The sequence below is a fragment of the Streptomyces sp. NPDC127097 genome, from assembly GCF_042724075.1.
Taxonomy (GTDB): Bacteria; Actinomycetota; Actinomycetes; order Streptomycetales; family Streptomycetaceae; genus Streptomyces.
Genome location: NZ_JBHXFI010000002.1, coordinates 168,305 through 193,126, shown reverse-complemented (window position 1 = coordinate 193,126; position 24,822 = coordinate 168,305). Strand labels below are relative to the sequence as shown.

General features: G+C 71.3%; 22 protein-coding genes and 1 pseudogene. 13 read left to right on the top strand and 10 right to left on the bottom strand.

What is annotated here, in order from left to right:
- Positions 1-286 precede the first annotated feature (286 nt).
- Positions 287-2,488, top strand: a complete 2,202-nt coding sequence (locus tag ACFWJW_RS02765; RefSeq protein ID WP_387233898.1) for an FUSC family protein — start codon at positions 287-289, stop codon at positions 2,486-2,488.
- A 112-nt stretch (positions 2,489-2,600) separates the two neighbouring features.
- On the opposite strand, the gene ACFWJW_RS02760 is transcribed toward ACFWJW_RS02765, so the two are convergent.
- Positions 2,601-3,245, bottom strand: coding sequence for an MEDS domain-containing protein (locus tag ACFWJW_RS02760; RefSeq protein WP_387233895.1), 645 nt, complete (start codon positions 3,243-3,245; stop codon positions 2,601-2,603).
- 14 nt (positions 3,246-3,259) lie between these two features.
- Positions 3,260-4,963: a PucR family transcriptional regulator gene (locus ACFWJW_RS02755; protein WP_387233893.1), complete on the bottom strand. Its 1,704-nt coding sequence runs from the start codon at positions 4,961-4,963 to the stop codon at positions 3,260-3,262.
- Between the two features lie 219 nt (positions 4,964-5,182).
- On the opposite strand from ACFWJW_RS02755, the gene ACFWJW_RS02750 reads away from it, so the two are divergent.
- The 10 genes from ACFWJW_RS02750 to ACFWJW_RS02705 all read left to right on the top strand — a co-directional run bounded on the left by ACFWJW_RS02750 (position 5,183) and on the right by ACFWJW_RS02705 (position 15,482).
- The gene (locus ACFWJW_RS02750) at positions 5,183-5,671 is read left to right on the top strand and encodes a general stress protein (RefSeq protein ID WP_387233890.1); all 489 of its coding nucleotides are present in this window, start codon (positions 5,183-5,185) and stop codon (positions 5,669-5,671) included.
- Between the two features lie 58 nt (positions 5,672-5,729).
- The gene (dnaK, locus tag ACFWJW_RS02745; protein ID WP_387233887.1) at positions 5,730-7,640 is read left to right on the top strand and encodes a molecular chaperone DnaK; all 1,911 of its coding nucleotides are present in this window, start codon (positions 5,730-5,732) and stop codon (positions 7,638-7,640) included.
- 9 nt (positions 7,641-7,649) lie between these two features.
- Positions 7,650-8,165 carry a nucleotide exchange factor GrpE gene (locus ACFWJW_RS02740; RefSeq protein WP_387233884.1) on the top strand — a complete coding sequence of 172 codons (516 nt, stop codon included), beginning with the start codon at positions 7,650-7,652 and terminating at the stop codon, positions 8,163-8,165.
- A 6-nt stretch (positions 8,166-8,171) separates the two neighbouring features.
- Positions 8,172-9,128 carry a DnaJ C-terminal domain-containing protein gene (locus tag ACFWJW_RS02735; protein ID WP_387233881.1) on the top strand — a complete coding sequence of 319 codons (957 nt, stop codon included), beginning with the start codon at positions 8,172-8,174 and terminating at the stop codon, positions 9,126-9,128.
- Entirely contained in the window at positions 9,125-9,535 is a 411-nt protein-coding gene (locus ACFWJW_RS02730; RefSeq protein ID WP_366044797.1) for a chaperone modulator CbpM, read from the top strand. The genes ACFWJW_RS02735 and ACFWJW_RS02730 overlap by 4 nt, the downstream gene beginning before the upstream one ends.
- The gene (clpB, locus tag ACFWJW_RS02725) at positions 9,526-12,168 is read left to right on the top strand and encodes an ATP-dependent chaperone ClpB (protein ID WP_387233878.1); all 2,643 of its coding nucleotides are present in this window, start codon (positions 9,526-9,528) and stop codon (positions 12,166-12,168) included. The genes ACFWJW_RS02730 and clpB overlap by 10 nt, the downstream gene beginning before the upstream one ends.
- Positions 12,169-12,173: 5 nt before the next feature.
- Positions 12,174-12,617, top strand: coding sequence for a thioredoxin (gene trxA / locus ACFWJW_RS02720; protein WP_387234370.1), 444 nt, complete (start codon positions 12,174-12,176; stop codon positions 12,615-12,617).
- 28 nt (positions 12,618-12,645) lie between these two features.
- Positions 12,646-12,909 (top strand): UBP-type zinc finger domain-containing protein, encoded by a 264-nt coding sequence (locus ACFWJW_RS02715; RefSeq protein ID WP_069571164.1) that lies wholly within the window; start codon positions 12,646-12,648, stop codon positions 12,907-12,909.
- The gene (locus ACFWJW_RS02710; RefSeq protein WP_387233874.1) at positions 12,909-14,654 is read left to right on the top strand and encodes an FAD-dependent oxidoreductase; all 1,746 of its coding nucleotides are present in this window, start codon (positions 12,909-12,911) and stop codon (positions 14,652-14,654) included. The genes ACFWJW_RS02715 and ACFWJW_RS02710 overlap by 1 nt, the downstream gene beginning before the upstream one ends.
- A 189-nt stretch (positions 14,655-14,843) precedes the next feature.
- Positions 14,844-15,482 (top strand): HAD family hydrolase, encoded by a 639-nt coding sequence (locus tag ACFWJW_RS02705; RefSeq protein ID WP_387233871.1) that lies wholly within the window; start codon positions 14,844-14,846, stop codon positions 15,480-15,482.
- A 101-nt stretch (positions 15,483-15,583) separates the two neighbouring features.
- Here ACFWJW_RS02705 and ACFWJW_RS02700 read toward each other — a convergent pair whose 3' ends face one another.
- Positions 15,584-16,285 carry a hybrid sensor histidine kinase/response regulator transcription factor gene (locus tag ACFWJW_RS02700; protein WP_387234367.1) on the bottom strand — a complete coding sequence of 234 codons (702 nt, stop codon included), beginning with the start codon at positions 16,283-16,285 and terminating at the stop codon, positions 15,584-15,586.
- 306 nt (positions 16,286-16,591) lie between these two features.
- Here ACFWJW_RS02700 and ACFWJW_RS02695 point away from each other — a divergent pair.
- Positions 16,592-16,708: pseudogene (locus ACFWJW_RS02695) on the top strand (methyltransferase); the annotation flags it as partial.
- Between the two features lie 139 nt (positions 16,709-16,847).
- Here ACFWJW_RS02695 and ACFWJW_RS02690 read toward each other — a convergent pair.
- The 3 genes from ACFWJW_RS02690 to ACFWJW_RS02680 all read right to left on the bottom strand — a co-directional run bounded on the left by ACFWJW_RS02690 (position 16,848) and on the right by ACFWJW_RS02680 (position 20,383).
- Positions 16,848-17,507, bottom strand: coding sequence for a response regulator transcription factor (locus tag ACFWJW_RS02690; protein WP_387233868.1), 660 nt, complete (start codon positions 17,505-17,507; stop codon positions 16,848-16,850).
- A complete protein-coding gene (locus ACFWJW_RS02685; protein ID WP_387233865.1) occupies positions 17,495-18,760 on the bottom strand; it encodes a sensor histidine kinase in 1,266 nt (421 codons plus the stop codon). The genes ACFWJW_RS02690 and ACFWJW_RS02685 overlap by 13 nt, the downstream gene beginning before the upstream one ends.
- A 270-nt stretch (positions 18,761-19,030) precedes the next feature.
- Positions 19,031-20,383, bottom strand: coding sequence for an erythromycin esterase family protein (locus tag ACFWJW_RS02680; protein ID WP_387233863.1), 1,353 nt, complete (start codon positions 20,381-20,383; stop codon positions 19,031-19,033).
- Between the two features lie 482 nt (positions 20,384-20,865).
- On the opposite strand from ACFWJW_RS02680, the gene ACFWJW_RS02675 reads away from it, so the two are divergent.
- Positions 20,866-21,492, top strand: a complete 627-nt coding sequence (locus tag ACFWJW_RS02675) for a class I SAM-dependent methyltransferase (RefSeq protein WP_387233860.1) — start codon at positions 20,866-20,868, stop codon at positions 21,490-21,492.
- Between the two features lie 127 nt (positions 21,493-21,619).
- Here ACFWJW_RS02675 and ACFWJW_RS02670 read toward each other — a convergent pair whose 3' ends face one another.
- Genes ACFWJW_RS02670 through ACFWJW_RS02655 form a run of 4 tightly spaced genes read right to left on the bottom strand, consistent with a single transcriptional unit; the run spans position 21,620 to position 24,818 of the window.
- Positions 21,620-21,832, bottom strand: coding sequence for a hypothetical protein (locus ACFWJW_RS02670; RefSeq protein WP_387233857.1), 213 nt, complete (start codon positions 21,830-21,832; stop codon positions 21,620-21,622).
- Complete coding sequence (locus tag ACFWJW_RS02665; protein WP_387233854.1) at positions 21,810-23,702, bottom strand: carbamoyltransferase; 1,893 nt, start codon at positions 23,700-23,702, stop codon at positions 21,810-21,812. Before ACFWJW_RS02665 ends, ACFWJW_RS02670 begins: the two co-directional genes overlap by 23 nt.
- A 1-nt stretch (position 23,703) precedes the next feature.
- The gene (locus ACFWJW_RS02660; RefSeq protein ID WP_387233851.1) at positions 23,704-23,889 is read right to left on the bottom strand and encodes a hypothetical protein; all 186 of its coding nucleotides are present in this window, start codon (positions 23,887-23,889) and stop codon (positions 23,704-23,706) included.
- 11 nt (positions 23,890-23,900) lie between these two features.
- Positions 23,901-24,818: an SGNH/GDSL hydrolase family protein gene (locus ACFWJW_RS02655; RefSeq protein WP_387233848.1), complete on the bottom strand. Its 918-nt coding sequence runs from the start codon at positions 24,816-24,818 to the stop codon at positions 23,901-23,903.
- Positions 24,819-24,822: the final 4 nt, after the last annotated feature.

The window sequence follows — 24,822 nt, the reverse complement described above, 5'->3', positions numbered from 1 at the left end:
AGACGATGACACAACCGAATGGAGAAGATCCCACGTAGCTGCTCTCACTCACCCACGCGAACAGCCAGCTGGCTGCCCGGCTCCCGGAACCCGAGCGCAGCCGCCACACATCGGGATGCCGCGGGGCCGGCGCCCGTGACAGCGGCACCTGTATCGCCCCGTCTGGTGGCCGGCGTTCCGGCCGGACTCCTCGCGTCCCCGGGCGGCACCGCGTGGTAGCTCACGTGGACGGGTGCACGGTGCGGCTGACGGCGGACGGCCCCGGCCTCGCCCTAAGCTCGGCGCCGTGACGTGGCTGCGGGCGCTGGGGCTGATCGTGCGCTCCGGGCTGACCATTGAGAGGACCCGGCTCGAGCCGCTGGTCGCGCTGCGCGCCGCGGCCGGAGTGGCAACCGTGATCGGGCTCGCGCTGTGGCTTGTCTCCCCGGCCTATGCCGCGTCCGCCGCGTTCGGAGCCTTCTCGGCCGGCACCGCCACGTTCCAGCGGAGTTGGCGCCCGCGCAAGGTGCTCGCGCTGGCCGCCGGCGCGGGCCTGGCGCTCAGCACCTTCCTGGGATATCTGGCGGGGGCGCACCCCCTGCCGTTCCTCCTGCTGCTCGCCGTGTGGTCCTTTGGCGCCGGAATGGCCTGGGCCGCGGGCTCGACCGCCGGGATCGTCGCGGCCACCACGATCGGCATCATGCTGGTGACCATCACCCTGCCGACCACCGTGGTGCAGGCGCTGGAGCACGCCGCGGTGATCGCCTTCGGCGGTGTGGTGCAAGCGACGCTGATCCTGCTGTTCCCGATCCGCCGCTGGGGAGCGCACCGGGATGCGCTCGCCAGCGCCCTCGCCGCCGTGGCCGACTACGCCCGGCGGCTGCGGCACGATCCGGTGGTCCCCTTCGCCCCGGAACCGATGATGACGGCCCGCGACGCCGCCGCGGTCACGCCGTGGCAGGCGCGCCGGCGGCCCGCCGCCTTGCACGGCCCCCGCGGCCTGGCCGAGCGCATCCGCCCGGTCCTCGCCTCCCTCGCCGACCCCCGGATCGGCGCTCCGGCGGAGGGGCCGGAACGCGACCGGGCGCGGGAACTCCTGAAGGCGGCCGGCGAGGTGCTGGACGCCGCTGCCCACTCGATCCGCCGCGGTACCCCGGTCCGGGCGCCCTCCGAAGCCATGGAGGCCCTCCGGAGCGGGGAGGACGAGGTGCTGCGGGGGCCGGCGCGGCTGGCAGCGGTGCGGCTGTTCGATCTGCTGCGCGAGGTCGTGGAGACCGCGGACAGCAGCGACACTCACGCGGCGAACGCCCCGGCACTGGTGCGTCCGACCATGTTCCGGATGGTGCCGGTCGTGCTGCGTGCGATGCGCCGCGAGCTCACCTGGGACTCGACCGTTCTCCGGCACGCTGTACGTCTCGCCGGGGCGGCTTGCCTCGGCTACCTGCTCGGCAATGCGCTTCCACTGGGCCACGGCTACTGGGTGCCGGTCACCTCCGTCATGGTGCTGCGGCCCGACTTCCACCAGACCTACTCCCGTGCCGTGGCCCGGTTCTCCGGCACTCTCGTCGGCGTCGGCCTGGCCACCGGAGTGGTGCAGTTGGCTCACCCGGGCGCATATCTGTCCGGCGGGCTGGCCGTGTTCTCGGCCGGGTTGATGTACCTGCTGATGCGCACCGGGTACGCGGTCTCGCAGTCCTTCGCCGCAGCGTATGTCGTCTTCCTGCTCGGGATGGGGGGCGAGGAGTGGCACCAGACGGTGCGGGACCGAGTGCTGCTGACCCTGCTCGGCGGTGCGCTCGCGATGCTGGCCTATGTGGTCTTTCCGGCCTGGGAGACCCCGCGGCTGCTGGACCATCTCGCGGACTGGCTCGCCGCGAACGGGCGGTACGCGGCGGCGGTGGTCGGCGGCTACGCGGATCCCGGCGGCGGGCATCGCGCGCAAGTGCGGCAGGCACTGCTTGCCGCCCGTAAGAAGGAGGCCGCGTGGGACGAGGCTTTCGAGCGGGCCAAGCAAGAGCCGGTGAAGCATCGTGGACTGACCCGCAGTGCGGCCCAGGACGCGTATGAGGCGCTCAAGTCGATGGGGCGGGCGGCGATGCTTCTGGAGGCCCATCTGCCGGGGCCAGGGGTGCGGCCCGTCCCGGAAGCCGCACTGTTCGCGGCGGCCCTGCGGGCGGACACCGCGCGTGCGGCCCGGGACGTGCGCGAGCGGCGGGCCCCGGGATGGGAGCGGGTAGCGGCGGCGCTCGACGCCTGGGAGGGCGCGGACGACGGTGATGATCCGGTGGTGCGGCGTGGCGCGGAACTTTTGCTGGGGGCCCTGGAGGAGCTGACGGCCGCGCTGGGCACGACACCGCTGGAACGGGATGTCGAGCCGGTCCGGGAGGCGCGGGAGAACCGACAGGAGCGACCGGCACCCGAGGAAGAGGCGGCAGATGCCGAAGGGGAACAGGAACTCCGGCGGGGGCGCGGTGACGGCCCGGCTCCGCCACCCAAGGACGTCGGATAGGCAGCGCCGCGTTCCGTGCGGCAAGCCGGGGTTTCGTGCCGGAACCGGACGGCGGGATGTGCGCACGGCCGGAGCGGTGAGCGTGAGCGGTGAACGGTGAGGGATGAGGGTGTCAGGTCTCCCCGGGGGCCGGTGGCCCGGTCTCCTCATCGGGATCGAGGAAGTACGGATTTTCCATGATCATGCCCTTCAGCCAGACCTTCGGATGGGCCTTGATCAGTGGGACGATCAGGTCACTGTGGAACGTCTCCAGGTCGTACATGCACATCCCCACCTGGGGATACGACCGCAGCCACCGGGTCACGTGCATCTCGTACCGGACCAGGCCCTGGACGAAGGCGGGCTGCACCAAGGGCTGGGCCCAGCTCATATCGGCGACGAGCCGGGCGCAGGTGTCGTTGCCGGACGGGAACATCTCGTCCGACCATGCGGAGAGCCGGGCCAGTGCGCGGTCTCCATCGAAGGTCCCGTCCCGCAGATACTCATTCGGGCCCCTGATCTGGAGGCTGTTGCCGCCCGGGGCCACCGCGGGGGCGTGCGAGGCCAGGACGTCGCGAAAAGTACAGCCGTCGCCCTCGGCGCCCAAGAGGAGGCAGATGTGCCCTGCACTCAGGCCCTCCGCCAAGAAGGGGATCATGAGCTGGTCCCGCTCGGCACGCCCCCGGTACAGGGCACAGATGTGGTCGCCGGGAGTCAGTGGTACTCCGCCCAGGTGAGCGACAGCGGCCACGGGAGTGTCCGCTGTCCGCCGGTGCATCGCTCGCCTCCTGGTCAGGGTCGGCCGCCCAGGACTTTCCACACCCGGGTGGCGACGTGCAGGTTCAGCCGGCTGTCGACGTCCCCGAGGTCACTGCCGCTGACCTCGCGGATGCGCTGGAGCCGGTAGCGCAGGGTGCTGCGGTGGATCGCCAGGGCAGCTGCCGTGGCGTCGTAGTTGCCACCGCACTCGAAGTACTGGGAGAGGGTCTGGACCAGCTCCGAGTGGTGTGCGGCGTCATAGTCCAGGAGCGGGCCGAGCCACTCACGGACGAACTGCTCGACCTCCCGGTAGCCGCCGCCCGGCCCCAGGATGCGGTAGAGACCCAGTTCGTCGAAGGTCGTGGCGCCGTGGGGGGACTGCGAGCGCTGGCGGACCTCCAGGGCGCGCAACGCTTCCTGGAACGAGCGGGGGATCTCGCTCGGGGTGTCGCAGCGGCCGCCCACACCGATCGAGCCGGTGGGCGAGCCGAGTTCGCGGCCCACTGCCTCGTGCAGGGCCTTCGCCTGGGGACGGCCTTGCAGTACGAGGACGGCCATCCCGGACAGTCTGGCCAGCAGTGACCGCATCCGCAGCCCGGCTGCCGACCTGCCGACCGCTTGCACGAAGGTGTCGTCGGCCGGCCGGCCCGTCCATTGCACGGCGGCGAGATAGTGCGGACCGTGCAGGTCATGGCCTACGGCGGCGGCCCGGGCGTAGGCGCTCGCGTCGTCGGTGCCGGTGATCAGGTCGTCCACGAGTTCGCGTCGTAGCCGCAGTTCCACCTCGGCGAGGTTGCGCAGATGGGCCAGTTCCAGGGCCAGCGCGGTGCTGGCGTAATCCAGGGCGAACCGTTCTTCCTCGCCGGAGCCTGCTTCGGGGTCGATCAGGGCAACGGTGCCGAGGACCTCACCACGGTGCTGGGCCAGCGCGATGACCTGTTCCGCCACCCGCACCGGCCGCTGCCGGCGGGCCGCATCCTGTAGAAGCTCTTCGTGCGGGGTCGCCTCGGGTTTGGGATAGGGGTCGGGGCGGCCCGGGCCCGCCCAGGCCCGCAGATTGCCGAAGCGGTCCTCGATGGCGACCGGGTAGCCGGTGAGCCTGTGGAGGGCCTCGGCGATGCCCTGTACGCCGTCGTCGTTCGCGGAGGCGTCGCTGAGCATCTCGTGGACGGAGCGCTGATGCTCCAGTTCGGAGACGGACGTGGTGAGCCGGGCGTTCGTGACCGCGCGGTCATCGCTGAGCTGCCGCAATCGCTGTGCACGGTCGCGTTCCGTGCGCCGGGCCATGGCTTGCGTCAGGGCCGCCGCGGTCTGCTGAGCCAGGACCTGCACCAGGAAGTACTCGTCATCGGTGGGCTGGGACGGCGCACTGACCACCAGGTGGCCGATGGCGTCCGCCGTGCTGCGCAGCGCGAGGCTCCAGCCCCATTCCCGGTCCGGCACCGTGACCGGCCCGCCCCGACCGCCCAGTCTCCGGACCTGGGCATCGAGGTGGGGTGTGTGGGGCCAGTCGGCGGGTGTGCGGGTCAGGCCGTTGTCGAGCGTGAGGTAGGCGGCCTCGGCGCGGCACGGACCGAGGGTGCCAACGGCCGTGAGGGCCCGCGTCAGGACGTCGCTCTCGTCCGGTGCGTCATTCATGATCATCGAGAGCACGAAAAGGCTGTACAGGTTCGCCAGGTGCTCGCGGCCCCAGCTGGTCCGGGGGGACCGGCCCGTCGTGCCCGAGGTGGTGGTCATGGTGGGATCACGGGCCTTTCTAAGGGAGCCGCCCGGGATCCACAGTACCCAATGGCGCAGATTGTCGGATATGTCGGCCTCGATCAGCTCACCCTGGCAGACCGAGATCCCCTGCGGATTTCGGCCTCGCAGGCGCAGGCCGCGGGTCGCCTGCGATGGCGAGACTGAAGCGGTCAGCCGTGAACCCCTAGCAGTGGCGTGTCGCCGGGAGGAGGGGACATGAGCCAGCAGGATCGTCGGCCCATCGCGTCCTACCCCACCTACGCGGAGGCGGAACGCGCCGTCGATTACCTGTCCGACCAGGAATTCCCGGTGGAACGAGTCGCCATCATCGGCCACGACCTGCAACTCGTCGAACAAGTCGTCGGCCGTGTCGGATATGGCAGGGCGGCGCTGAGCGGGGCCGCGTCCGGAGCGCTCCCCGGTGCACTGATCGGCTGGCTCTTCGGCCTGCTCAGTTGGCTCGACCCGGTGCTGTCGTCGCTGTTGCTGGCCCTTTACGGGCTGATCTTCGGCGCAGTGATCGGCACGCTGCTCGGACTGCTCCTGTACAGCGTGCAGCGCGGGCGCCGCGACTTCGCTTCGGTCAGCACGATGCAGCCGAGCCGGTACGAGGTCGTGGCGGACGCCGAGGTGGCCGATCAGGCCGCCAAGCTGCTCAACCGGCTCGGGAGCGCGGCGGCCGGCACCACCGCCACCGAGAAGTGAGACCCCGCGGCACAGGGCGCGCGAACACTTCCGTGACTTTCGATGAAGGAGTATCCCCATGGCTAAGGCAGTCGGCATTGACCTCGGAACCACCAACTCGGTGATCGCCGCGTGGGAGGGCGGTGAGGCGACGGTTCTCCCGAACTCCGAGGGCAGCCGCACGACCCCTTCAGTCGTCGCGTTCACCGACTCGGGCGAGCGGCTCGTGGGCCAGTTGGCCCGCCGCCAGGCGATCCTCAACCCCAAGGGAACCATCTACTCGGCGAAGCGCTTCATCGGCCGCCGCTACGACGAGATCTCCGACGAGGCGAAGGCCGTCGGCTTCGACGTGGTCGCCGATGACCATGGCAATGCGCGCTTCGAGGTACGCGACAAGCTGTACGCGCCCGAGGAGATCAGCGCACAGGTCCTGCGCAAGCTCGCCGACGACGCCGCCAAGCAGCTGGGCGAGAAGGTGACGGAAGCCGTCATCACCGTCCCCGCCTACTTCAACGACGCCCAGCGCACCGCGACAAAGGACGCGGGACGCATCGCGGGACTGGAGGTCCTGCGCATCATCAACGAGCCCACGGCGGCGGCCCTCGCCTACGGGCTGGACAAGAAGGGGCACGAGACCGTGCTCGTCTTCGACCTGGGCGGCGGCACCTTCGACGTCAGCCTGCTCGACGTCGGCGACGGGGTGGTCGAGGTCCGGTCCACCGCGGGCGACAGCCACCTGGGCGGTGACGACTTCGACCGGCGGCTGGTGGACCACCTGGCGGACAATTTCCAACGCGACAACAGCATCGACCTGCGGAACGACCCGCAGGCCCTGCAACGGCTTTTCGAGGCCGCGGAGAAGGCCAAGACCGAACTCAGCTCGGTCACCCAGACGCAGGTCAGCCTGCCGTTCATCACCGCGGACGCCGCCGGCCCGAAGCATCTGACCGAGACGGTCATGCGGTCCACGTTCGAGCAGATCACGTCCGACCTGGTCGAGCGGACCATGGAACCGGTCAAGCAGGCGATGGCCGACGCCAAGATCAGCGAGAGCGATATCGACGAGGTCATCCTCGTGGGCGGCTCCACCCGCATCCCCGCCGTACAGAACCTGGTCCGCCGGCTGACCGGTGGCAAGGACCCGAACATGAGCGTCAACCCCGACGAGGTCGTGGCCATGGGCGCCGCGATCCAGGCCGGAGTGCTCAAAGGCGACGTCAAGGACGTCCTGCTGCTCGACGTCATCCCGCTGTCGCTGGGCGTGGAGACCCGCGGCGGTGTGATGACCAAGATCATCGAGCGGAACACCACCATCCCGGTCCGTCGCACGGAGACCTTCTCCACCGCCGAGGACAACCAGGAAGCCGTCGACATCGTCGTCCTGCAAGGAGAGCGCGAGCTCGCGAGGGACAACCGCGTCCTGGGCCGCTTCCAGCTCAAGGACATCCGCCCCGCGCCTCGTGGCGAGCCGCAGGTCGAGGTCACCTTCGACGTCGACGCCAACGGCATCCTGAACGTCACCGCGCGTGACAAGGACACCGGCGCCGAGCAGGGCATCACCATCAGCGAGGGCTCCAACCTCGACCAGAGCGAGGTCGAGCGGATGGTCCAGGAGGCCGAAGCGCACCGCGGCGAGGACCAGGCGCTGCGCGAGGCCGTGGACGCCCGCAACGAACTGGACGCCGTCGCCTACCAGGTCGAACGCCGGCTGAACGAGCTGGGCGACGCCGCACCCGCGCACGAGAAGGCACGGGCCGAGATGCTCGTCACCGACGCCCGGGAAGCCGTCAAGGGAGAAGCGCCGCTCGACAAGGTCAGGTCGCTGACCTCCGAACTCCAGCAGATCCACGCCTCACTGGCCTCCCACCAGGCAGGCGCGGGCCCGTCCGCGGAGGAGCGCGCCACGGCGGACGCCGGGGCAGGCACTGCTTCGGGCAGCTCCGCCGGATCCGACGACGACGTGGTCGACGCCGAATTCGACAAGAGCTGAGGTGCGGCGATGTCCACCGAACAGGAGCCGACGACGCCGCAGGACGAGCTGAGCCAGGCCCTGCCCCCGGAGCAGCCGGAGGTGGACGACCACGCCGCGGCCCTCGACGAACTCCAGGACCGCTGGCGCCGCGCCCTCGCGGACCTCGACAACCTCCGCAAGCGCCACGCCAAGGAACTGGACGCCGTACGGAACGAGGAACGCGCCCGTACCGCGGCGGCCTGGCTGCCGGTGGTCGACAATCTGGACCTGGCGCTCGCCCATGCCGGATCCGATCCGTCCGCCGTGGTCGAAGGTGTCAAGGCCGTACGCGACCAGGCCGTCGATGTGCTCCGCCGGTTCGGGTATCCCCGCTACGAGGAGACCGGAGTGCCGTTCGCCCCGGCCGTGCACGAGGTCGTCGGCACCGTCGACGACCCCGATGCCGAGCCGAACACCGTCGTGCAGGTGATACGTCCCGGCTACGGCGAGGGGAGCCGGCAGCTGCGCCCCGCGGCCGTCATGGTCAGCAAGCGGCAGGAGTGACGCCCCATGGCACGGGACTACTACGACGTGCTCGGGGTGCAGCACAACGCGAGCTCCGACGACATCCAGCAGGCATTCCGCAAGCTGGCCCGCAAACACCACCCCGACATCAACAAGGACCCGCAGGCCGAGGAGCGTTTCAAGGAGCTCAACGAGGCGTACAGCGTGCTGTCCGACCCCAAGACGCGCAAGCGCTACGACCGCTTCGGCGAGGACTTCCGGCAGATCCCGGAGGACTGGGAAGAACGGGTGGGCGCGGGCGTGGGGGCCGGGGCGGGAGCCCGCGGCCGCGGCCGGTCCACCGGCGGCGGCCGGGTCCGGTTCACCGACTTCGGCGAGGGATTCGACGGCTCCGGCATCAGCTTCGAGGACCTGTTCGGCGGGATGTACGGCCGCGGCGGAGGCGGCGGACGCTGGGGCCCGGTTCCCGGGGCCGACCAGGAGGCCGAGATCCAGCTCAGTGTCGAGGATGCCTACCACGGCGGCCGTCGCAGCATCACCCTCGCCGGGCTCGGCGGACAGCAGACCTACGACGTCAACATCCCACGTGGCGTGGTCGACGGACAGCGCATCCGGCTGGCCGGGGAAGGCGGCAGGGGCAGCGACGACGGTCCCCCGGGAGATCTGTACCTCCGCGTACGGATCAAGCCCGATACGCGATTCCGCCTGGAGGGCCGGGACATCCACGTCGCGCTTCCCGTCACGCCCTGGGAGGCGGCGCTCGGCGCGACGGTACCGGTACCCACGCCCGGCGGCACCGCCAAAGTCACCGTTCCCAAGGGCTCGTCCAGCGGCCGCCGGCTGCGGCTGCGCGGCGAGGGCATGCCCAACCCCCGTGGCACCAACGGAGATCTCTACGCGGAGGTCCGGATCATGGTGCCGCCCGAACTCGGCGACCGGGAGCGTGAGCTCTTCGAGGAGCTGGCCGCCGTGTCCACCTTCGACCCGAGGAAGCCAGGATGACCCATGATCCGCGGCGCGCTGCCGCCGGGCCGGAGGCCGGGCATCGCCGGCCGACGGCGCCGGACAAGCAGCGGCCCCTGAACGTCGTTGTCCGCAACTACGCCCTCGCGCCCGTCGACAGACTCAGCCTGGACGTCGTGGCCCGGCGCTCCGGACTCCACCCCGATCTCGTCCGGCGGTTCGTCACCCTCGGCCTGGTCGACGCCACCCGCGACCACAGCGGGCGGCTGTGGTTCGACCCGGGCGCGCCCGCAACTCTCGCCCGCATCCAACGGCTACGGGCCGGACTCCCCCTCAACTACGCCTCCCTCGGTCTGGTGCTCGACCTGCTCGACCGGATCAGCGAGCTGGAGGCCGCGTTGCGACGCAGCAACGCCGGCTCGAGGAGTGATGAATCGTGGATATGAACCGGCTCACCCAGAAGTCCCAGGAAGCCCTTCAGGAAGCGCAGACGATCGCCGGCCGGATGGACCAGACCGAGGTCGACGGTGAGCATCTGCTGCTCGCCCTCCTCGACCAGCCGGACGGGCTGGTGCCGCGGCTCTTCGACCAAGCGGGCGCCGACACCAAGGCGTTGCGCGCCTCGCTCATGAGCGAGCTGTCACGCAGACCGAAGGTGACCGGACCCGGCGCCACACCCGGCCAGGTGTACGTCACCCAGCGGCTGGCCAAGCTGCTGGACACCGCCGAGCAGGAGGCCAAGCGGCTCAAGGACGAATATGTGTCCGTGGAGCACCTCGTCCTGGCACTGGCCGATGAGGGCTCCAGGACCGCGGCGGGACGGCTGCTCAAGGAACACGGCATCACCAAGGACGTCTTCCTGTCCGCGCTGACCCGCATCCGCGGCAACCAGCGGGTCACCTCGGCGACGCCCGAGGCCGCGTACGAGGCGTTGGAGAAGTACGGCCGTGATCTGGTCGCCGAGGCGCGCAGCGGCAAGAAGGACCCGGTGATCGGCCGGGACGCGGAGATCCGCCGCGTCACCCAGATCCTCAGCCGCAAGACGAAGAACAACCCCGTGCTGATCGGCGATCCGGGCGTCGGCAAGACGGCCATCGTGGAGGGCCTGGCGCAACGGATCGTCCGCGGCGACGTCCCCGAGGGGCTGCGCGAGAAGACCATCTTCTCCCTCGATATGAGCTCGCTGGTGGCGGGCGCCAAATACCGCGGTGAGTTCGAGGAACGACTCCAGGCCGTGCTGAGCGAGGTCAAGGCCGCCGAGGGGCGCATCCTGCTCTTCGTCGACGAACTCCACACCGTCGTCGGAGCCGGCGGCGGCGCCGAGGGCGCGATGGACGCCGGCAACATGCTCAAGCCGATGCTCGCCCGCGGTGAGCTGCACATGATCGGCGCCACCACGCTGGAGGAGTACCGCAAGCACGTCGAGTCCGACGCCGCCCTCGAACGCCGCTTCCAGCAGGTCCTGGTGGACGAGCCGAGCGTGGAGGACACCGTCTCCATCCTCCGCGGCCTGCGCGAACGTCTCGAGGTCTTCCACGGCGTGAAGATCCAGGACACCGCGCTGGTCTCCGCGGCCACCCTCAGCCACCGCTATATCTCCGACCGCTTCCTGCCGGACAAGGCGATCGACCTCGTCGACGAGGCATGCGCGCGGCTGCGCACCGAGATCGACTCCATGCCGGCCGAACTCGACGAGATCACCCGCCGGGTGACCCGTCTGGAGATCGAGGATGCGGCCCTCGCAAAGGAGACCGACGCCGCCAGCCGTAAGCGGCTGGAGGAGCTCCGGCGCGAACTGTCCGACCTGCGCGCCGAGGCCGACGCCATGAACGCCCAGTGGGAGGCCGAACGCCAGGCCATCCGGCGAGTGCAGGAGCTGCGTCAGGAACTGGAACAGGTGCGTCAGGAGGCGGAGGAGGCCGAACGCAACTACGACCTCAACCGCGCCGCCGAACTGCGCTACGGCACACTCACCGAACTCGAACGCCGGCTGGCCGCCGAAGAGGAGGCGCTCGCCGCCAAGCAGGGCGATACCCGGCTCCTGCGCGAGGTCGTCACGGAGGACGAGATCGCCGAGATCGTCGCCGCCTGGACCGGCATCCCGGTGACCCGGCTCCAGGAAGGCGAGCGGGAGAAGCTGCTGCGGCTCGACGAGATCCTCACCGAGCGGGTGATCGGCCAGGACGAGGCCGTCAAGCTGGTCACCGACGCCATCATCCGGGCCCGCTCCGGCATCCGCGACCCGCGCCGTCCCATCGGCTCGTTCATCTTCCTCGGCCCCACCGGCGTCGGAAAGACCGAACTGGCCAAGGCGCTCGCCGCGGCACTGTTCGACACCGAGGAGAGCATCGTCCGCCTCGACATGAGCGAGTACCAGGAACGGCACACCGTCAGCAGACTGGTCGGAGCGCCGCCCGGATACGTCGGCTACGAGGAGGGCGGTCAGCTCACCGAGGCGGTACGCCGCAAGCCCTACTCCGTGGTGCTGTTCGACGAGGTCGAGAAGGCACACGCCGATGTCTTCAACACCTTGCTGCAGGTACTCGACGACGGCCGGATCACCGACGCCCAAGGCCGCACCGTCGACTTCCGCAACACCGTCGTCATCATGACCTCCAACATCGGATCCGCCCATCTGCTCGACGCGGTGACCCCCGAGGGTGAGATCAAACCCGAGGCACGGGCCCTGGTCATGGGCGAACTGCAAAGCCACTTCCGCCCCGAGTTCCTCAACCGCGTCGACGACGTCGTGCTGTTCAAGCCGCTGGGCATGGACCAGATCAAGCGCATCGTCGAGCTGCAGTTCAACGACCTGCGCCGGCGCCTGGCCGAACGCCAGATCACCGTCGACCTCACCGAGCGGGCCCGCGAGCTCATCGCCCAGCAGGGCTTCGACCCCGTCTACGGGGCACGGCCGCTGCGCCGCTACATCTCGCACGAGGTCGAAACACTCGTCGGGCGGGCCCTGATCCGCGGCGATGTACAGGACGGCTCGGCGATCCGGGTCGACGCCCAGAACGGTGAACTGGTCGTGACGTACGACAGGCCGGCCCAGGCCGACCATGGAATGGCTGCGTGAGCACGGTGACAACGAACCGGAGCACGACGGTCGTCTGTGATTCGTGCGGCCGCAAGAACCGGGTGCCGGCAGCGGGGGACGGGCGCCCCACATGCGGAAACTGCGGTACCCCGTTGCCCTGGATCGTCGATGCCGGCGATGACGACTTCGCTGAGATCGCCGACAAGGCGGTGCCCATCGTCCTCGTCGACCTCTGGGCCACCTGGTGCGGTCCCTGCCGCATGGTCAGCCCCGCGCTGGAACAGGTCGCCCGCGAGCTCGCCGGAAAGATCAAACTCGTCAAGGTCGATGTCGACCAGGCCCCCAGGCTGTCCCAGCGATTCCAGGTGCAGGCCATGCCGACCCTGCTCCTTCTCGACCAGGGAGAGGTGATCGCGCGACAGGCCGGCGCCGCCCCCGCCCACGCGCTGCGCCAATGGGTCGAGGAGACCATCGCGGGTCGCCGCTGAACCCGTCCGCCAAGGAAGGACGACCATCATGACCACCGAAAGCGACTGGCACCTGTCGCTCGTGCGCCCGGTGACGCCGCGCACCCCCGGGGGCTGCGAGGAGTGCCTGCGCCTCGGCTCTCCCTGGGTGCACCTCAGGCTGTGCCTGACCTGCGGACACGTCGGATGCTGCGACTCCTCGCCACTCAAACACGCCCGTCTGCACGCCGCCAACGACGGCCACCCCATCGTGCAGCCCCTCGAACCGGGAGAGAACTGGCGCTGGTGTTACGTCCACGAGGCCGTGGTCTGATGACTGCCGCGGGCCCGGTCGGGGTACCCACCGAAACCCCCGATCAGCACGGCGCCTACCCCCGGCTGACGCCGGAACAGCTCGATGAGCTGGCCCAGTACGGCGAGTACCGCCCCACGCGGCGGGACGAGGTGCTGTTCCACGAGGGCGAACCGTGCGAGGAGTTCCTCGCCATCGTCAGCGGGGTGGTCGAGATCGTCCACGACTACGGCGGTCCCGACCAACGCACCGTGGCGGTACACGGCCCCGGCCGCTTTCTGGGGGAACTCGGTCTGCTCGAAGGGCAGACGGCGTTCGACACCGCGGTCGTACGCGAGCCCGGCCAGGTCCTCGCGGTCCCGGTGGAGCGCCAGCGGGCCCTGGTGGCACGCGATCCGGCCCTCGGGGACCTGATTCTGCGCGCCTACCTCGGCCGCCGGTCCCTGCTCATCGGCCTGGGCGCCGGCTTCCGGATCCTGGGCTCGTGCTACTCGCCCAACACCCTGCGACTGCGTGAATTCGCCGCCCGCAACCGGCTACCACACCGATGGATCGACCTGGAGAAGGACAAGGAAGCCGAGGCGCTGCTGCGCCGGTTCGGCATCCGTCCGGACGAGACCCCGGTCGTCATGTGGAAGGGCGAGCAAATACTGCGCAATCCCAGCATCGCGGACCTCGCCCGCCTCATCGGACTCCCCACCTCTGCGCACGGCGACGGTGAATACGACCTGGTGGTGATCGGCGCGGGCCCGGCCGGGCTCGCCGCCGCGGTCTACGGCTCATCCGACGGCCTCGTCACCGTAGCCGTCGACGCCATGGCCACCGGAGGCCAGGCCGCCACCTCCTCACGCATCGAGAACTATCTGGGCTTCCCCTCCGGGATCTCGGGTGGCGAACTCATGGAACGCTCGGTGCTCCAGGCCCGCAAATTCGGCGCACAGCTCACCGTCCCCGCCGAGGCCACCTCGCTCGAACCGCGCGACGGCCGCTACGCCCTCACCTTCGCGGACGGCTCCGAGATCCGGGCCGCCACCATCGTCCTGGCCTCGGGAGTGCGCTACCGCAGGCTCGACGTCCCCGGCATCGACCGGCTGGAAGGCTCCAGCGTCTACTACGCCGCCACCCTCCACGAAGCCAACCTGTGCCGGATGGACCCCGTGGCCGTGGTCGGCGGGGGCAACTCCGCAGGCCAGGCGGTGCTCTTCCTCGCCGAATACGCACCCAAGGTGTATCTGCTCGTCCGCAGCGGCGACCTCGGCAAGGACATGTCGCGCTATCTGGTGGACCAGGTGACACGCCATCCGAAGGTCGAGGTGCTGACCCACACCGAAGTGCGCCAGGTCAATGGAGAGGGCACGCTGCATTCGTTGACCGTGGAGGACAATGCCTCCGGCGACCGTCGCGAACTGCCGGCCCGCGCCCTGTTCGTGTTCATCGGCGCCCGGCCGTACACCGAGTGGCTGAGGGACGTGGTCGCGCTGGACCGACGGGGGTTCGTGCTCACCGGCGCCGACGCCCGGGCAGCGGCCGACGAGAACATCTGGGAGCCACTCGGGCGTGGGCCACTGATGCTGGAGACCACGATGCCGGGTGTCTTCGCCGCGGGTGACGTCAGGAGCGGGTCCGTCAAGCGGGTCGCCTCCGCCGCGGGGGAGGGCGCCATCGCCGTCCGGCTCGTCCATGAACACCGGGCCCAGGAAGGCAATCTCGTCCGCGGCGCCGGCGTGAGCGAGCCTCGGTCCGTGCCGGGCCAGTCGGTGTCCTGACGCCGGCCGTCCTCCTGTTGGTGGCCGGTGCGGCGCTGGGGTCGTGGCTCGCGCCGGCGGGCGGCTGGGGGCTTGCCTACGTACGGCCCGGCTGAGCCGGGCCGAGGCCGAGTTCGCGGCGCTCGGTGCTGAGGGGACCGGGGTCGTGCCTCCCTGACCGGGGATGCCGCCGCAGGCACAATGGCGGGCATGGCAGCACACTCTCTGACGGTCGGCTTCGACCTCGACATGACGCTGATCGATTCGCGTCCGGGCATCAAGGCCGTCTATCAGGAGCTGTCGGCCAGGACCGGCACCTTCATCGACGCCGACCTCGCGGCGAGCCGGCTGGGGCCCCCGCTGGAGCACGAGATCCGCCATTGGTTCCCCGAGGAGCGGGTGGCGGAGACCGCCGCTCTCTTCCGCGAGCTGTATCCGCAGTACGCGGTCGCGGCGTCGCCCGCCATGCCCGGTGCCCGGGAGGCCATCGACGCGATCCACGCGGCGGGCGGCCGGGCGATCGTGGTGACCGCCAAATACGAGCCCAACGCCAAGCTGCACCTGGAACACCTCGGCCTCGCCGTGGACGCCCTCTTCGGCTCCCTGTGGGCGGCGGGCAAGGCCGAGGCGCTGCGCAAGCACCAGGCGCGGGTCTACGTCGGCGACCACATCGGTGACGTCGTCGGGGCGCACACCGCCGGCGCGCTGTCCGTCGCGGTCGCCACCGGCCCGTGCGACGCCACGCAGCTGCGCACCGCCGGCGCCGAGGTGGTGCTCGCGGACCTGACGGAGTTTCCGTCCTGGCTGGCGCGCTATGTGGCGGACGGGGGCGATGGCGCCGCCACCTGACGGCGCTGAGCGGTGGCGGAACGGATCACCCCCCGTGGGCGGCCGGCTGCGCAGCAGCCGGGTCGCGGCCAGACCGTCCATGACCGGCATCCGGATGTCCATCAGAACGACGTGGGGGGGGTGAAGGCGCGGACCAGGGGCTGCACTTCGGTCCCGTCCGCGGCCTCGGCGACGACGTCGATGCCGTCGGCCCCGGCGAAGAGCAGGTGCAGACCGGAGCGTACGAGGGGGTCGTCGTCGACGACCAGGAGGCGGATCATGCGGCCCACGGTAGCCAGGCCCTCAGGTGGTACCCGCCTTCGCCCCGGCCGTACGTGAGCCGGCCGCCCGCCAGCTCGGCCCGTTCGGAGAGGCCGATCAGGCCGAGGCCGCCGCCCGGTACGGCGGTGGGGGACGCGTCCGACGGGACGGGATTGCTTCCGAGGCGGTGACGTCCAGCCGGGCCCGGATGTCCTACCGGCCTCGCGGCTCTCCGCGAAAAGCCGTTCCAGGTCGCCCAAGCCCGCCTGTGGCCGAGTGCCCCCGCTCTCCTCGGCCGTCGGGGCGCGCAACACCCCGATGACGGTGCGCAGTTCCTGCAACGCCTGGTGCGCGCTCTCCCGGATCACGGCAGCGGTGCGCGCAATCTCGGCCTCGGGCGCCCCCGGACTGAATTCCAGGGCGCCCGCGTGCAGGCTGAGCAGTGACAGCCGGTGGCCGAGCACGTCGTGCATCTCCCGGGCGATCTCCTCCCGCGCCGCCCGCTGTGCCTCCTCGGTGCGCCGGGCCGCTTCCGTCTCGGCGCGGTCGACGCGCTCGTGCATCGCGCGCACGAACAGGCCCCAGCCGACCGCCGCCGCCACCAGCGCCACACCGAGCAGACCGGTCACCATCTTCTCGGCGGTGAACGCCGAATAGGAGAGCCACATGGACACGAAGTACGCGCAGTGGAGCAGGAAGGGGGCGAGGGCGAGGCCCGCGACCCAGGCCGTGGTGCGCGTGGGGCGGTGCACCGCGACAGTGAAGACGGCGATCAGGCAGGGCAGCAGGAGAGGGTAGAGCAGGCCGGCCAGCAGCAGGCCGACGGCCACCGCGGTCGGCCGCCTGCGCCGCCACCACAGCACCCCGTACTGATCCGGCTGGCCGAACGGCACGGGCTGACCGCCCGCTTCATGGACGACTGGGAGACGCGGCCGCACGGCCAATCGAAGATCCGGGTCACGGCGCCGGACGGTCACCATGCCTAGTGCCGCATCAGGCAACGTTCGCCTCTTGGGGCGTCGAAATGGCAGTCAGCCAGATGCCCACACGACCTGCCTGCGCGACCTCTTACGGTGCGCGGCAAGCCACTGACCTGCCGGCGTGGGGGCGCCCGCCGCACCGGATTCAGGCCCGGCGGCGGGCGTCGTCCAGGTAGTGGAGGACGGCGGCGACGCGCCGGTCCAGTCGGTGGGTGGGTGAGAGGCCGAGTTTGGCGAAGATGCTGCGGATGTGCTTGTGGACAGCGCTGTCCGTGACGACGAGCCGTTCCGCGATGGCGTTGTTGCCCAGCCCCTCGGCCATCAGGACGAGTACGTCCCGCTCGCGAGGGCTCAGCCGGTCCAGCCGGGTGTCCTGACGGGACCGGGTGAAGAGCTGTGTGATGACCTCGGGGTCGATGGCGGTGCCTCCGGCCGCCACCCGCCGCAGGACGTCCAGGAACTCCTCCACCCGCCCGACCCGTTCCTTGAGCAGATAGCCGAGGCCGCCCACGCCGCCGGTGAGCAGCTCCGTCGCGAAGGTCTGCTCGACGTACGCGGACAGGACGAGGACGGCGAGGTCTGGTTGCCTGCGCCGGGCCTCCACCGCCGCGACGATCCCCTCGTCGGTATGGGTCGGTGGCATCCGCACGTCGAAGATGGCGACGTCCGGTCTGTGTTCGTCGAGGGCGTCCAGTGCCTCGTCGGGGGCGCCCGCGGTGGCCACCACATCGAGGGACTCGGCGCGCAGCAGCAGGGCGAGCCCCTCGCGCAGCAACGGGTCGTCCTCGGCGATCACGATCCGCATGGAAGATCCACCTCAAGGGTTGTCGGGCCGCCGGACGGGCTGGTCAGGGAGAGGTTGCCGTCGTGTGCCGCGATCCGGCGGCGGATGCCGGTGAGTCCGGAGCCGCCGTCCTCGTCCGCCCCGCCCCGGCCGTCGTCCTCGACGCACAGGTGGAGACGGCCGCCGCGGCTGCGCGCCGTGACGGTGGCATGGTCGGCGCCGCTGTGCTTGGCGATGTTGGTCAGGGCTTCGGCCACGACGAAGTAGGCGGTCGCCTCGACGGAGGCGGCGCACCGCTCGGGTACGTCCACGTCGATCCGGCAGGGCACCGCGCAGTTCGCGGCCAGCCCGGAGAGTGCGCCGGTGAGCCCCCGGTCGGCCAGCACCGGAGGCAGGATGCCGCGCGCGACCGTACGCAGTTCGGCCAGCGCCTGCTCGGCGGCGGAGTGTGCGCGTTCGAGGAGTTCCTCGGCGTTGGCGGGGTCGCGGGCCACCATGCGGCGGGCGGCGCCGAGCAGGATGGTGACGGAGACGAGCCGGTTCTGGGTGCCGTCGTGCAGGGAGCGCTCGATGCGGCGCAGTTCGGTGGCATGGGCGTCCAGGGCGGCCGCGCGCGTGGCGGTGAGCTCGGCGACGCGCAGGGACAGGTCCGTCTCGCGGCCGGCCACCAGGAGTCGTCGTCCCGGGCGGGCCTGCAAGCGCGCCATGCCGGGGGCGAGGCCCAGGATGATGGCGGTCCAGCCGAGGCCCAGCAGGCCGACGGCGACCGCGGCCGGCCAGGATTGCACGGTCCCGAGCCCCAGCGACGTAGTGGCCACCTCCTCGGGCGCGAACCGCCACCACAGCGGGAAGGTGCCGTCGCGGAGGGCTGAGATCGGCAGCAGGACGCCGAGCAGGCCCAGGAGGAACCCCAGCGTGGCGTGGCGGACCAGCCAGCGCAACTCCCGTCGTGTGGTGGGGTCGACGAGGGCGAGCCGCAGTTGCGTCGGCGGAGGTTCCGGGGCGACGACTTCGGGACCCCAGCGACCGAGCCGGTCGCGCTCCCGGCCGGCCAGGGCGTGCAGCGCGCGCAGTACGGCGGGTGCCATGAGCAGACCCACCCCGATCGGACCGGTCACGACGGTGACGGCCAGCCAGAGCAGCACGAACAGGGCCGAGAGGGCACTGCCGAGCCCGGAGGCGAGCTGTCTGACCGCGGCGGTCGCGGGCCGTACGACGGTGTCTGTGAAACCCGCCCGCGGGCCACCGGCCGCCGCGCCCTCCCGGATCGCCATCAGTCCTCCCTCCCCTCCCCTGCCGTGCGGACGACCTTATGACGCAGCCGGCTCGCCGTCCGTCGCGGGGGCGGGGAGCACGGCCTGCCGTACCCCGAACCGGGCGGTCTGTGGGATCGGCCGGGAAGGGTGCTCCAGGCCGGCCTTCGGCAGCGGCCCGGTCGACGCTCCCGCGCGGCCGGGGGCGTTCCGGCGGACGGCACACGCGACGGGAGGCCGGCCTCCCCGTAGGTCAGGCAGAGGCGAGCGGCTCGTGCCGGGGCCGGGCCGTCACGGCTTCCGCTTGTCGGCCTCCCGGACTTCGTGAAGGTGAATGAGGACGTCGAAGGACTTGGCGATCGCGACGTCGCGCGGCTTCACGGGGAACTGTGTGCCGACGCCGAGCGTGGGCCGGGCAACGTTCAGCCAGGCCCGCGCGGGGGCCGGGACGTTGCGGGCGTCGAGGTAGAAGTCCCGGTAGCGGACCTGGTCGAGGGTGTGCTCGTTCCTGCCGGGCTCGGCGCCGCCCACGGTGAACTTCTTCCAGTCGCCGACGAGGGCGGCATCCTTCGACAGGAAGGAGCCCTGATGGAAGGTGAAGCCGATGGGGAGGTAGTTCTTGCCCATCGTGTCGCGCAGGAACGACCCCTGCGTCTTGGGGTACAGCTCGGAATAGCCGGCGACGTGGCCGACGTGGTCGTTCTGCGCCGACAGCAGGATCTTGTGGCCGGTGCGCTGCTGCCACCAGGTGACGTTCTGGGCCATCACCTCGTCGCGGAAGCGCTGGAAGGAGGGCAGCGTGCCGGGGTCGTCGGGGTTCATGGTGAGGAACTTGGCGGTCTGGGCGATGGAGCGGGCGTTCTGCTCGGCCCATTCGAACGCGTCTCCGCCGGAGCCCTTTTGGCTGCTGACCAGTTCCAGGGCCTGCTGTGCCTTGGTGGCGAGTTGCTGCCGTTCCGCAAGCGGCTTGCGGAGGTAGGCGAAGATGTCGTCGATCGGGCGCAGGCCGGTGTAGAGCTCGTTGAGCCGCGGCAGCGCCTCCGGGTGGTTCTGCCGCACGTAACCGGTCACCCGGCCGAAGAACTCGTCGCTCACTGCGGGGGCGCCGATGTCGTCGCCCATGAAGTGGACGGTGCGGCCGGGGTGGCGGCGGTTGTGGTCGCGCATCCACTCGATGAGGCTCACGAACTCCTCACGGTCCCAGGGGGTGTTGGTCAGCGTCTCCTCGGCGATCTCGCGGGCGTCGCCCTTGCCGGTCTGAAGGTAGTCGTCGATCTGGAGCCCGGCGGACCAGCTCAGTTCGAGGGCGAAGGTGGTGAAGCCCTTCTCCTCGACGAGGTAGCGGAAGACCCGCTCCTTCATCGTGAAGAACTCGTGGGAGCCGTGCGTGGCCTCGCCGAGGCCGACCACCTTGGCGTCGCCGATCATCGAACCCAGGGCACGCAGGTCGGCCGTGCTCCTCCCGGGCTCGGTCGAGCGCAGCGGGTGGGCCGCCTGCTCCAGCGCGCGGACCGGGTTCTGCTTCCCGCCGGCCGTGTCGGCCGGGGCCGCCTGGACCGCCACAGGAGCCAGGACCGCTCCCGTCGCGATCACCGCCGTGACCAACAGCCCCCGCCGGCTGATGCGCTTACGGTGCCTCACCATGCTATTTACCCCTCAATTTGCGTACGGCAACTTGAGAAGGATCATCGCCCGCGACTCCCTCGCCCCGCGCTGGTGGCAGCCACCGAACTTCTCCGGGTGGCTACTGCCCGCTGGATGGGTAGTAGGGGGTACCGGAACGGGGGTCGTTGCCCGTTATCGACGTTGTCCGGCACCGGCTTGCCGCATCGCTGCCATCAGATGCCGGCACAGCCGCTCCGGACGTTGTCCTCCTCGTCGAGGGTCACCCACGCCAGAGGTCCGGGAAGGTGCTGCGCCCGCGAGCGGGCCCAGGTGGCGAGCAGAACGCTCTTGCCGGCCCCGGGCGGGCGATGACCGCGGCTACGCGCACCACACCGCACGGCCGCCGAGGCGCTCCCGACGCTGCGGCGCAGACCCCGTGACGACGGATGCACGTGCGCGACGCCGCTCGGTGTCTTGTCTGCGGACGGGCCGAGAGGCTTGGCGGCTAGGATCGGGCGGTGATGCAGAGCGCAACTCTGGCCGGGGCCTTCGATGAGCTGGCCGGCAGCTACGATCACCGGCACCACGAGGAGATCGCGCGGGCCCTGATCGCCTGGGTGGCCCCGGGCGCGGCCGACGCGGTCGCCGACGTGGCGTGCGGAGCGGGAGCCGTAGCCCGGCAACTCGCGCAGAGCCGGCCCGGCACCGCCCGGCCCGTCCTGGCCGTCGACCTGTCTCCCGGGATGGTCGCGGTGGGCAGGGCCCGCGCCGCGGGCCTGGAGCGTGGGACGACGGCGATCGACTGGCGGGTCGCCGATGCCGTGCCGCTGCCGGTTGCCGATCACTCTCTCGACATCGTGTTCTGCGCGTCCTCGCTGCACTTCCTGGGACTCCGGGCACTGGCCGACTGGCGGCGTGCCCTGCGTCCGGGGGGCCGGGTGGCCTTCACGCTGCCCCTGGCCACCCACTTCCGTCCGTCGGAACGCTTCGCCGGTCACCTCGCCCGTGATGTGCCGCTGCCCCACACCGCGCAGGACGCGAGCCGCTGGGCGACGGCATGCGGATTCACCGAGGCGGAGTCGCGCGTCCACGTCCTCGGTGAGCGCCGCGTGGTGGTGACGTCGGCGACGAGCCCGGACGGCCGGTAAGCGAGTGAGCCCACGCGCGCAGCGCCACGCGGGGCGCCTCGTCCGCGGTGGTGGTGTGTGGTATCCGGACCGTGCTGGTGCCCTCCTGCCGCTCGCCGGCGGAGGGCCTGGGTGTGCCGACGTCCGCTCAGGGGGCTCGGCGGGAGGCTGCGAAGGGGTGGCGGGGGCGGGCCGGGCGGTCCAGATAGCTCGTCCGGGAGCCTTCCCAGGAACGCCGCAGAGGGTCCCGTACCGCCCGCGCGCACAGCCCGGCCGGGGTGACCACCGCGAAGTACAGCGCGGCCAGGCCCAGGTGCCGCAACCGCAACCGCAGCCGCTCAGTCCATCGGGATCCCGGCACGCCAGTCGCCCTCCTCCCGCCACTCGGGCTGCTCCCGCTTGTCCAGCAGAAAGTCGCCCAGGACCAGCACATCGATCCGGGTGCGCATGAAGCAGGCGTACGCCTCCTCGACGTCACGCACGATCGGCTCCCCGCGCACATTGAACGAGGTGTTCACCAGCACCGGGCAGCCCGTGCGGTCCCGGAAAGCGGTGAGCAGCGCATGGAAGCGCGCGTTGCGCTCGGCCGACACGGTCTGCACGCGGGCCGAGCCGTCGACATGGGTGACCGCCGGGATCGTCGAGCGCGGCACCCGCAGCAGCTCCAGGCCCGTCGCCCCGTCTGCCGCGGGTCCGCACTCCCGCCGCTGTGCCGCGGCGACCTGCGCGGTCAGCAGCATGTACGGGCTCTCCTGCGTCAGGTCGAACCAGTCCTTGGCGTCCTCGGCCAGCACCGCGGGCGCGAACGGGCGGAAGGATTCCCGGAACTTGGTCTTGAGGTTGAGGGTGGACTGCATGGCGGGATCGCGCGGGTCGGCGAGGATGGAGCGATTGCCCAGCGCCCGTGGTCCGAACTCCATCCGCCCTTGGAACCAGCCGACCACCCGTCCCTGCGCGAGCTGCGCCGCGACCCGCTCCACCAGTTCCCGCTCCGGCAGCCGGACAGCGGGGTACCCACCCCGGGTCAGGAACTCCTCGGTCTCCCGGTCGGAGCAAGCAGGGCCGAGCAGCGCCCCCGCCATCGCGTCCGTGCCGCGCCCTACGTGGGGGCGGGGGGCTCCCCGGCGGTGTGACTCGGCCAGCGCCGCGCCGAGCGCCCCGCCCGCGTCCCCGGCCGCCGGCTGGATCCACAGCTCGTCGCAGACCCCGTCGGCCAGGATCCGGCCGTTGGCCACGCAGTTGAGCGCCACACCGCCGGCCAGGCACAGCCGTCGCTCCCCGGTGCGTTCCAGCGCCGTCCGGGCCAGCCGGAGCATCACCTCCTCGGTCACCTGCTGCACGGAGGCCGCCAGGTCGAACTCCCGCTCGGTGAGCGGGCCTTCCGGTGTCCGGCGCGGCCCGTCGAACAGCTCCTCGAAGGCCCGGCCGACCATGGTCTGCCCGTACTGGAAGGTGAAGTGACGCAGGTCCAGGCGGAACGAGCCGTCCGGCTTGAGGTCGATCAGCCGCTCCCGGATGAGCGGCGCGTAGCGCGGCGTGCCATAGGGCGCCAGACCCATCAGCTTGTACTCGCCCGAGTCGACCTTGAAGCCGCAGAAGTACGTGAACGCCGAGTACAGCATGCCGAGGGAGTGCGGAAAGCGCAGTTCGGCGAGTGGGACCAGCTCGGTGCCGCGGCCGTGCCACAGCGTCGTCGTGGCCCACTCCCCCACGCCGTCGACGCACAGCACCGCGGCCGACGGGTACGGGCTCGGGAAGAACGCCGAGGCGGCGTGCGAGGCGTGGTGCCGGTGCGCGACCACCGGTGGCAGCGGCTGTCCGGGGGCCGGCGCGCGCAGCCGCGCCCGTACGTCGTCGAGGGCCCGCCGCTTCCAACCGGCCCACTGCGGCAACGCCCGGCGGAACACCGGGAGGCCGTGCGGAGCGGTGGCCAGCCAGGTCGCCAGCACCCGGCGGAACTTCAGCGCCGGGTCCTCGTAGAACGCCACCGCCGCCAGCTCGTCGAGGCGCAGCCCGGCCTCGCGCAGGCACCAGGCGACGGCGTGCGAGGGGAAGCCGGGGTCGTGGCGGCGCCGGGTGAACCGCTCCTCCTGTGCCGCCGCCAGCGGGGTGCCGCCGGCCACCACGGCTGCCGCGCTGTCGTGGTAGTAGGCGGAGATGCCCAGGACCGGGCCGTCCGGCCCGCCGGGGCCCCAGCGGTCGGGACGCGCACCGCCCTTGCCGGTCCCCATGTCAGAACAGGGGGTAGACGGATGCGTCGTCCTCGGGCTGCGGCCGCAGCCGGGACGGCGGCGCGGGCGGGTCGGCAGACCGGTCCGGCGGGGTGTCGGGGGCGGGCCCCGGGCGGCCCCGGTGCCGCAGCCAGGAGGCGAGGCGGCGGACCGCCGAGACGGGCGCCGCGCTGCTGTCGTCGGGCATCGCGGGGCTCCTCACGCCAGGTCCAGGCGGTCCGCCAGCTGCCGGGCCACCAGGTCGTATCCCAGATCGGTGCAGTGCACCCGGTCGATGAACAGCCAGTCCTCCGGGCCGGCGGCCTCGGCCAGCGCCACGTTCAGGTCCAGGAACGGCACGTCGAGCCGGGCGCATCCGGCGGCCAGCCGGTCCGCGTAGGCGCGGCCCACCGCCATGGTGGAGATGTCGTTGTGGAACCGGCGGAAGTTGGACACCTCGTCCAGCTCCTCGAAGAGCAGCTTCTCGCGGGGCAGCGGTTCCTCGCGCACCCAGGGCGCGAGCGGCTGGAGCGCGAAGACCAGCCGGGCGCCCAGGGCGTCCGCGAGCCGCTTCCATCCGCCCAGATGGCGGATCGTCAACTCGGTGGCGTGGGCGACCCGCTGGTCCGGGGGCGGTACGGCGTCGGGGGCGGGCCCGCAGTCGAAGAAGGCACCGTGCCGGCCCTGCTTCTCCTCGGGCAGCCGGCTGAGCACCAGATTGTTGACCCCGGAGAGCAGCACGATGTCCGCGACCGGCGGGAGTTCGTGCTGGAACAGGGTGAACAGCAGTAGTTCCTGGGCCGAGTTGTGGCTCTGCCCGGCGATGTTCAGCCAGGGCAGCCGGGGTGCGTGGGCGTTCCACAGCCGCGCGGTGATCGTGGCCGCGTCACCGGTGGCGCCCACGCCGAAGACCGCGGAGCTGCCCGCGAGCACCCGCACCGGGCCGTCGGGGCGGTCGTCGCCGACCGTCGCCCGGAGCCCGCCGGGGCCCGGGGTGACGCGGAAGCCGTGCCGGTCGGTGGTGTAGACGGGGGTCTTCTCATTGCCGTACTGGAAGTAGCCCAGATAGGGCTGGTCCTCCAGGACGAAGGTGTAGTGCTCCATGTGCGGGGTGAACTCGGCGCGGGGTGACGTCATCGCG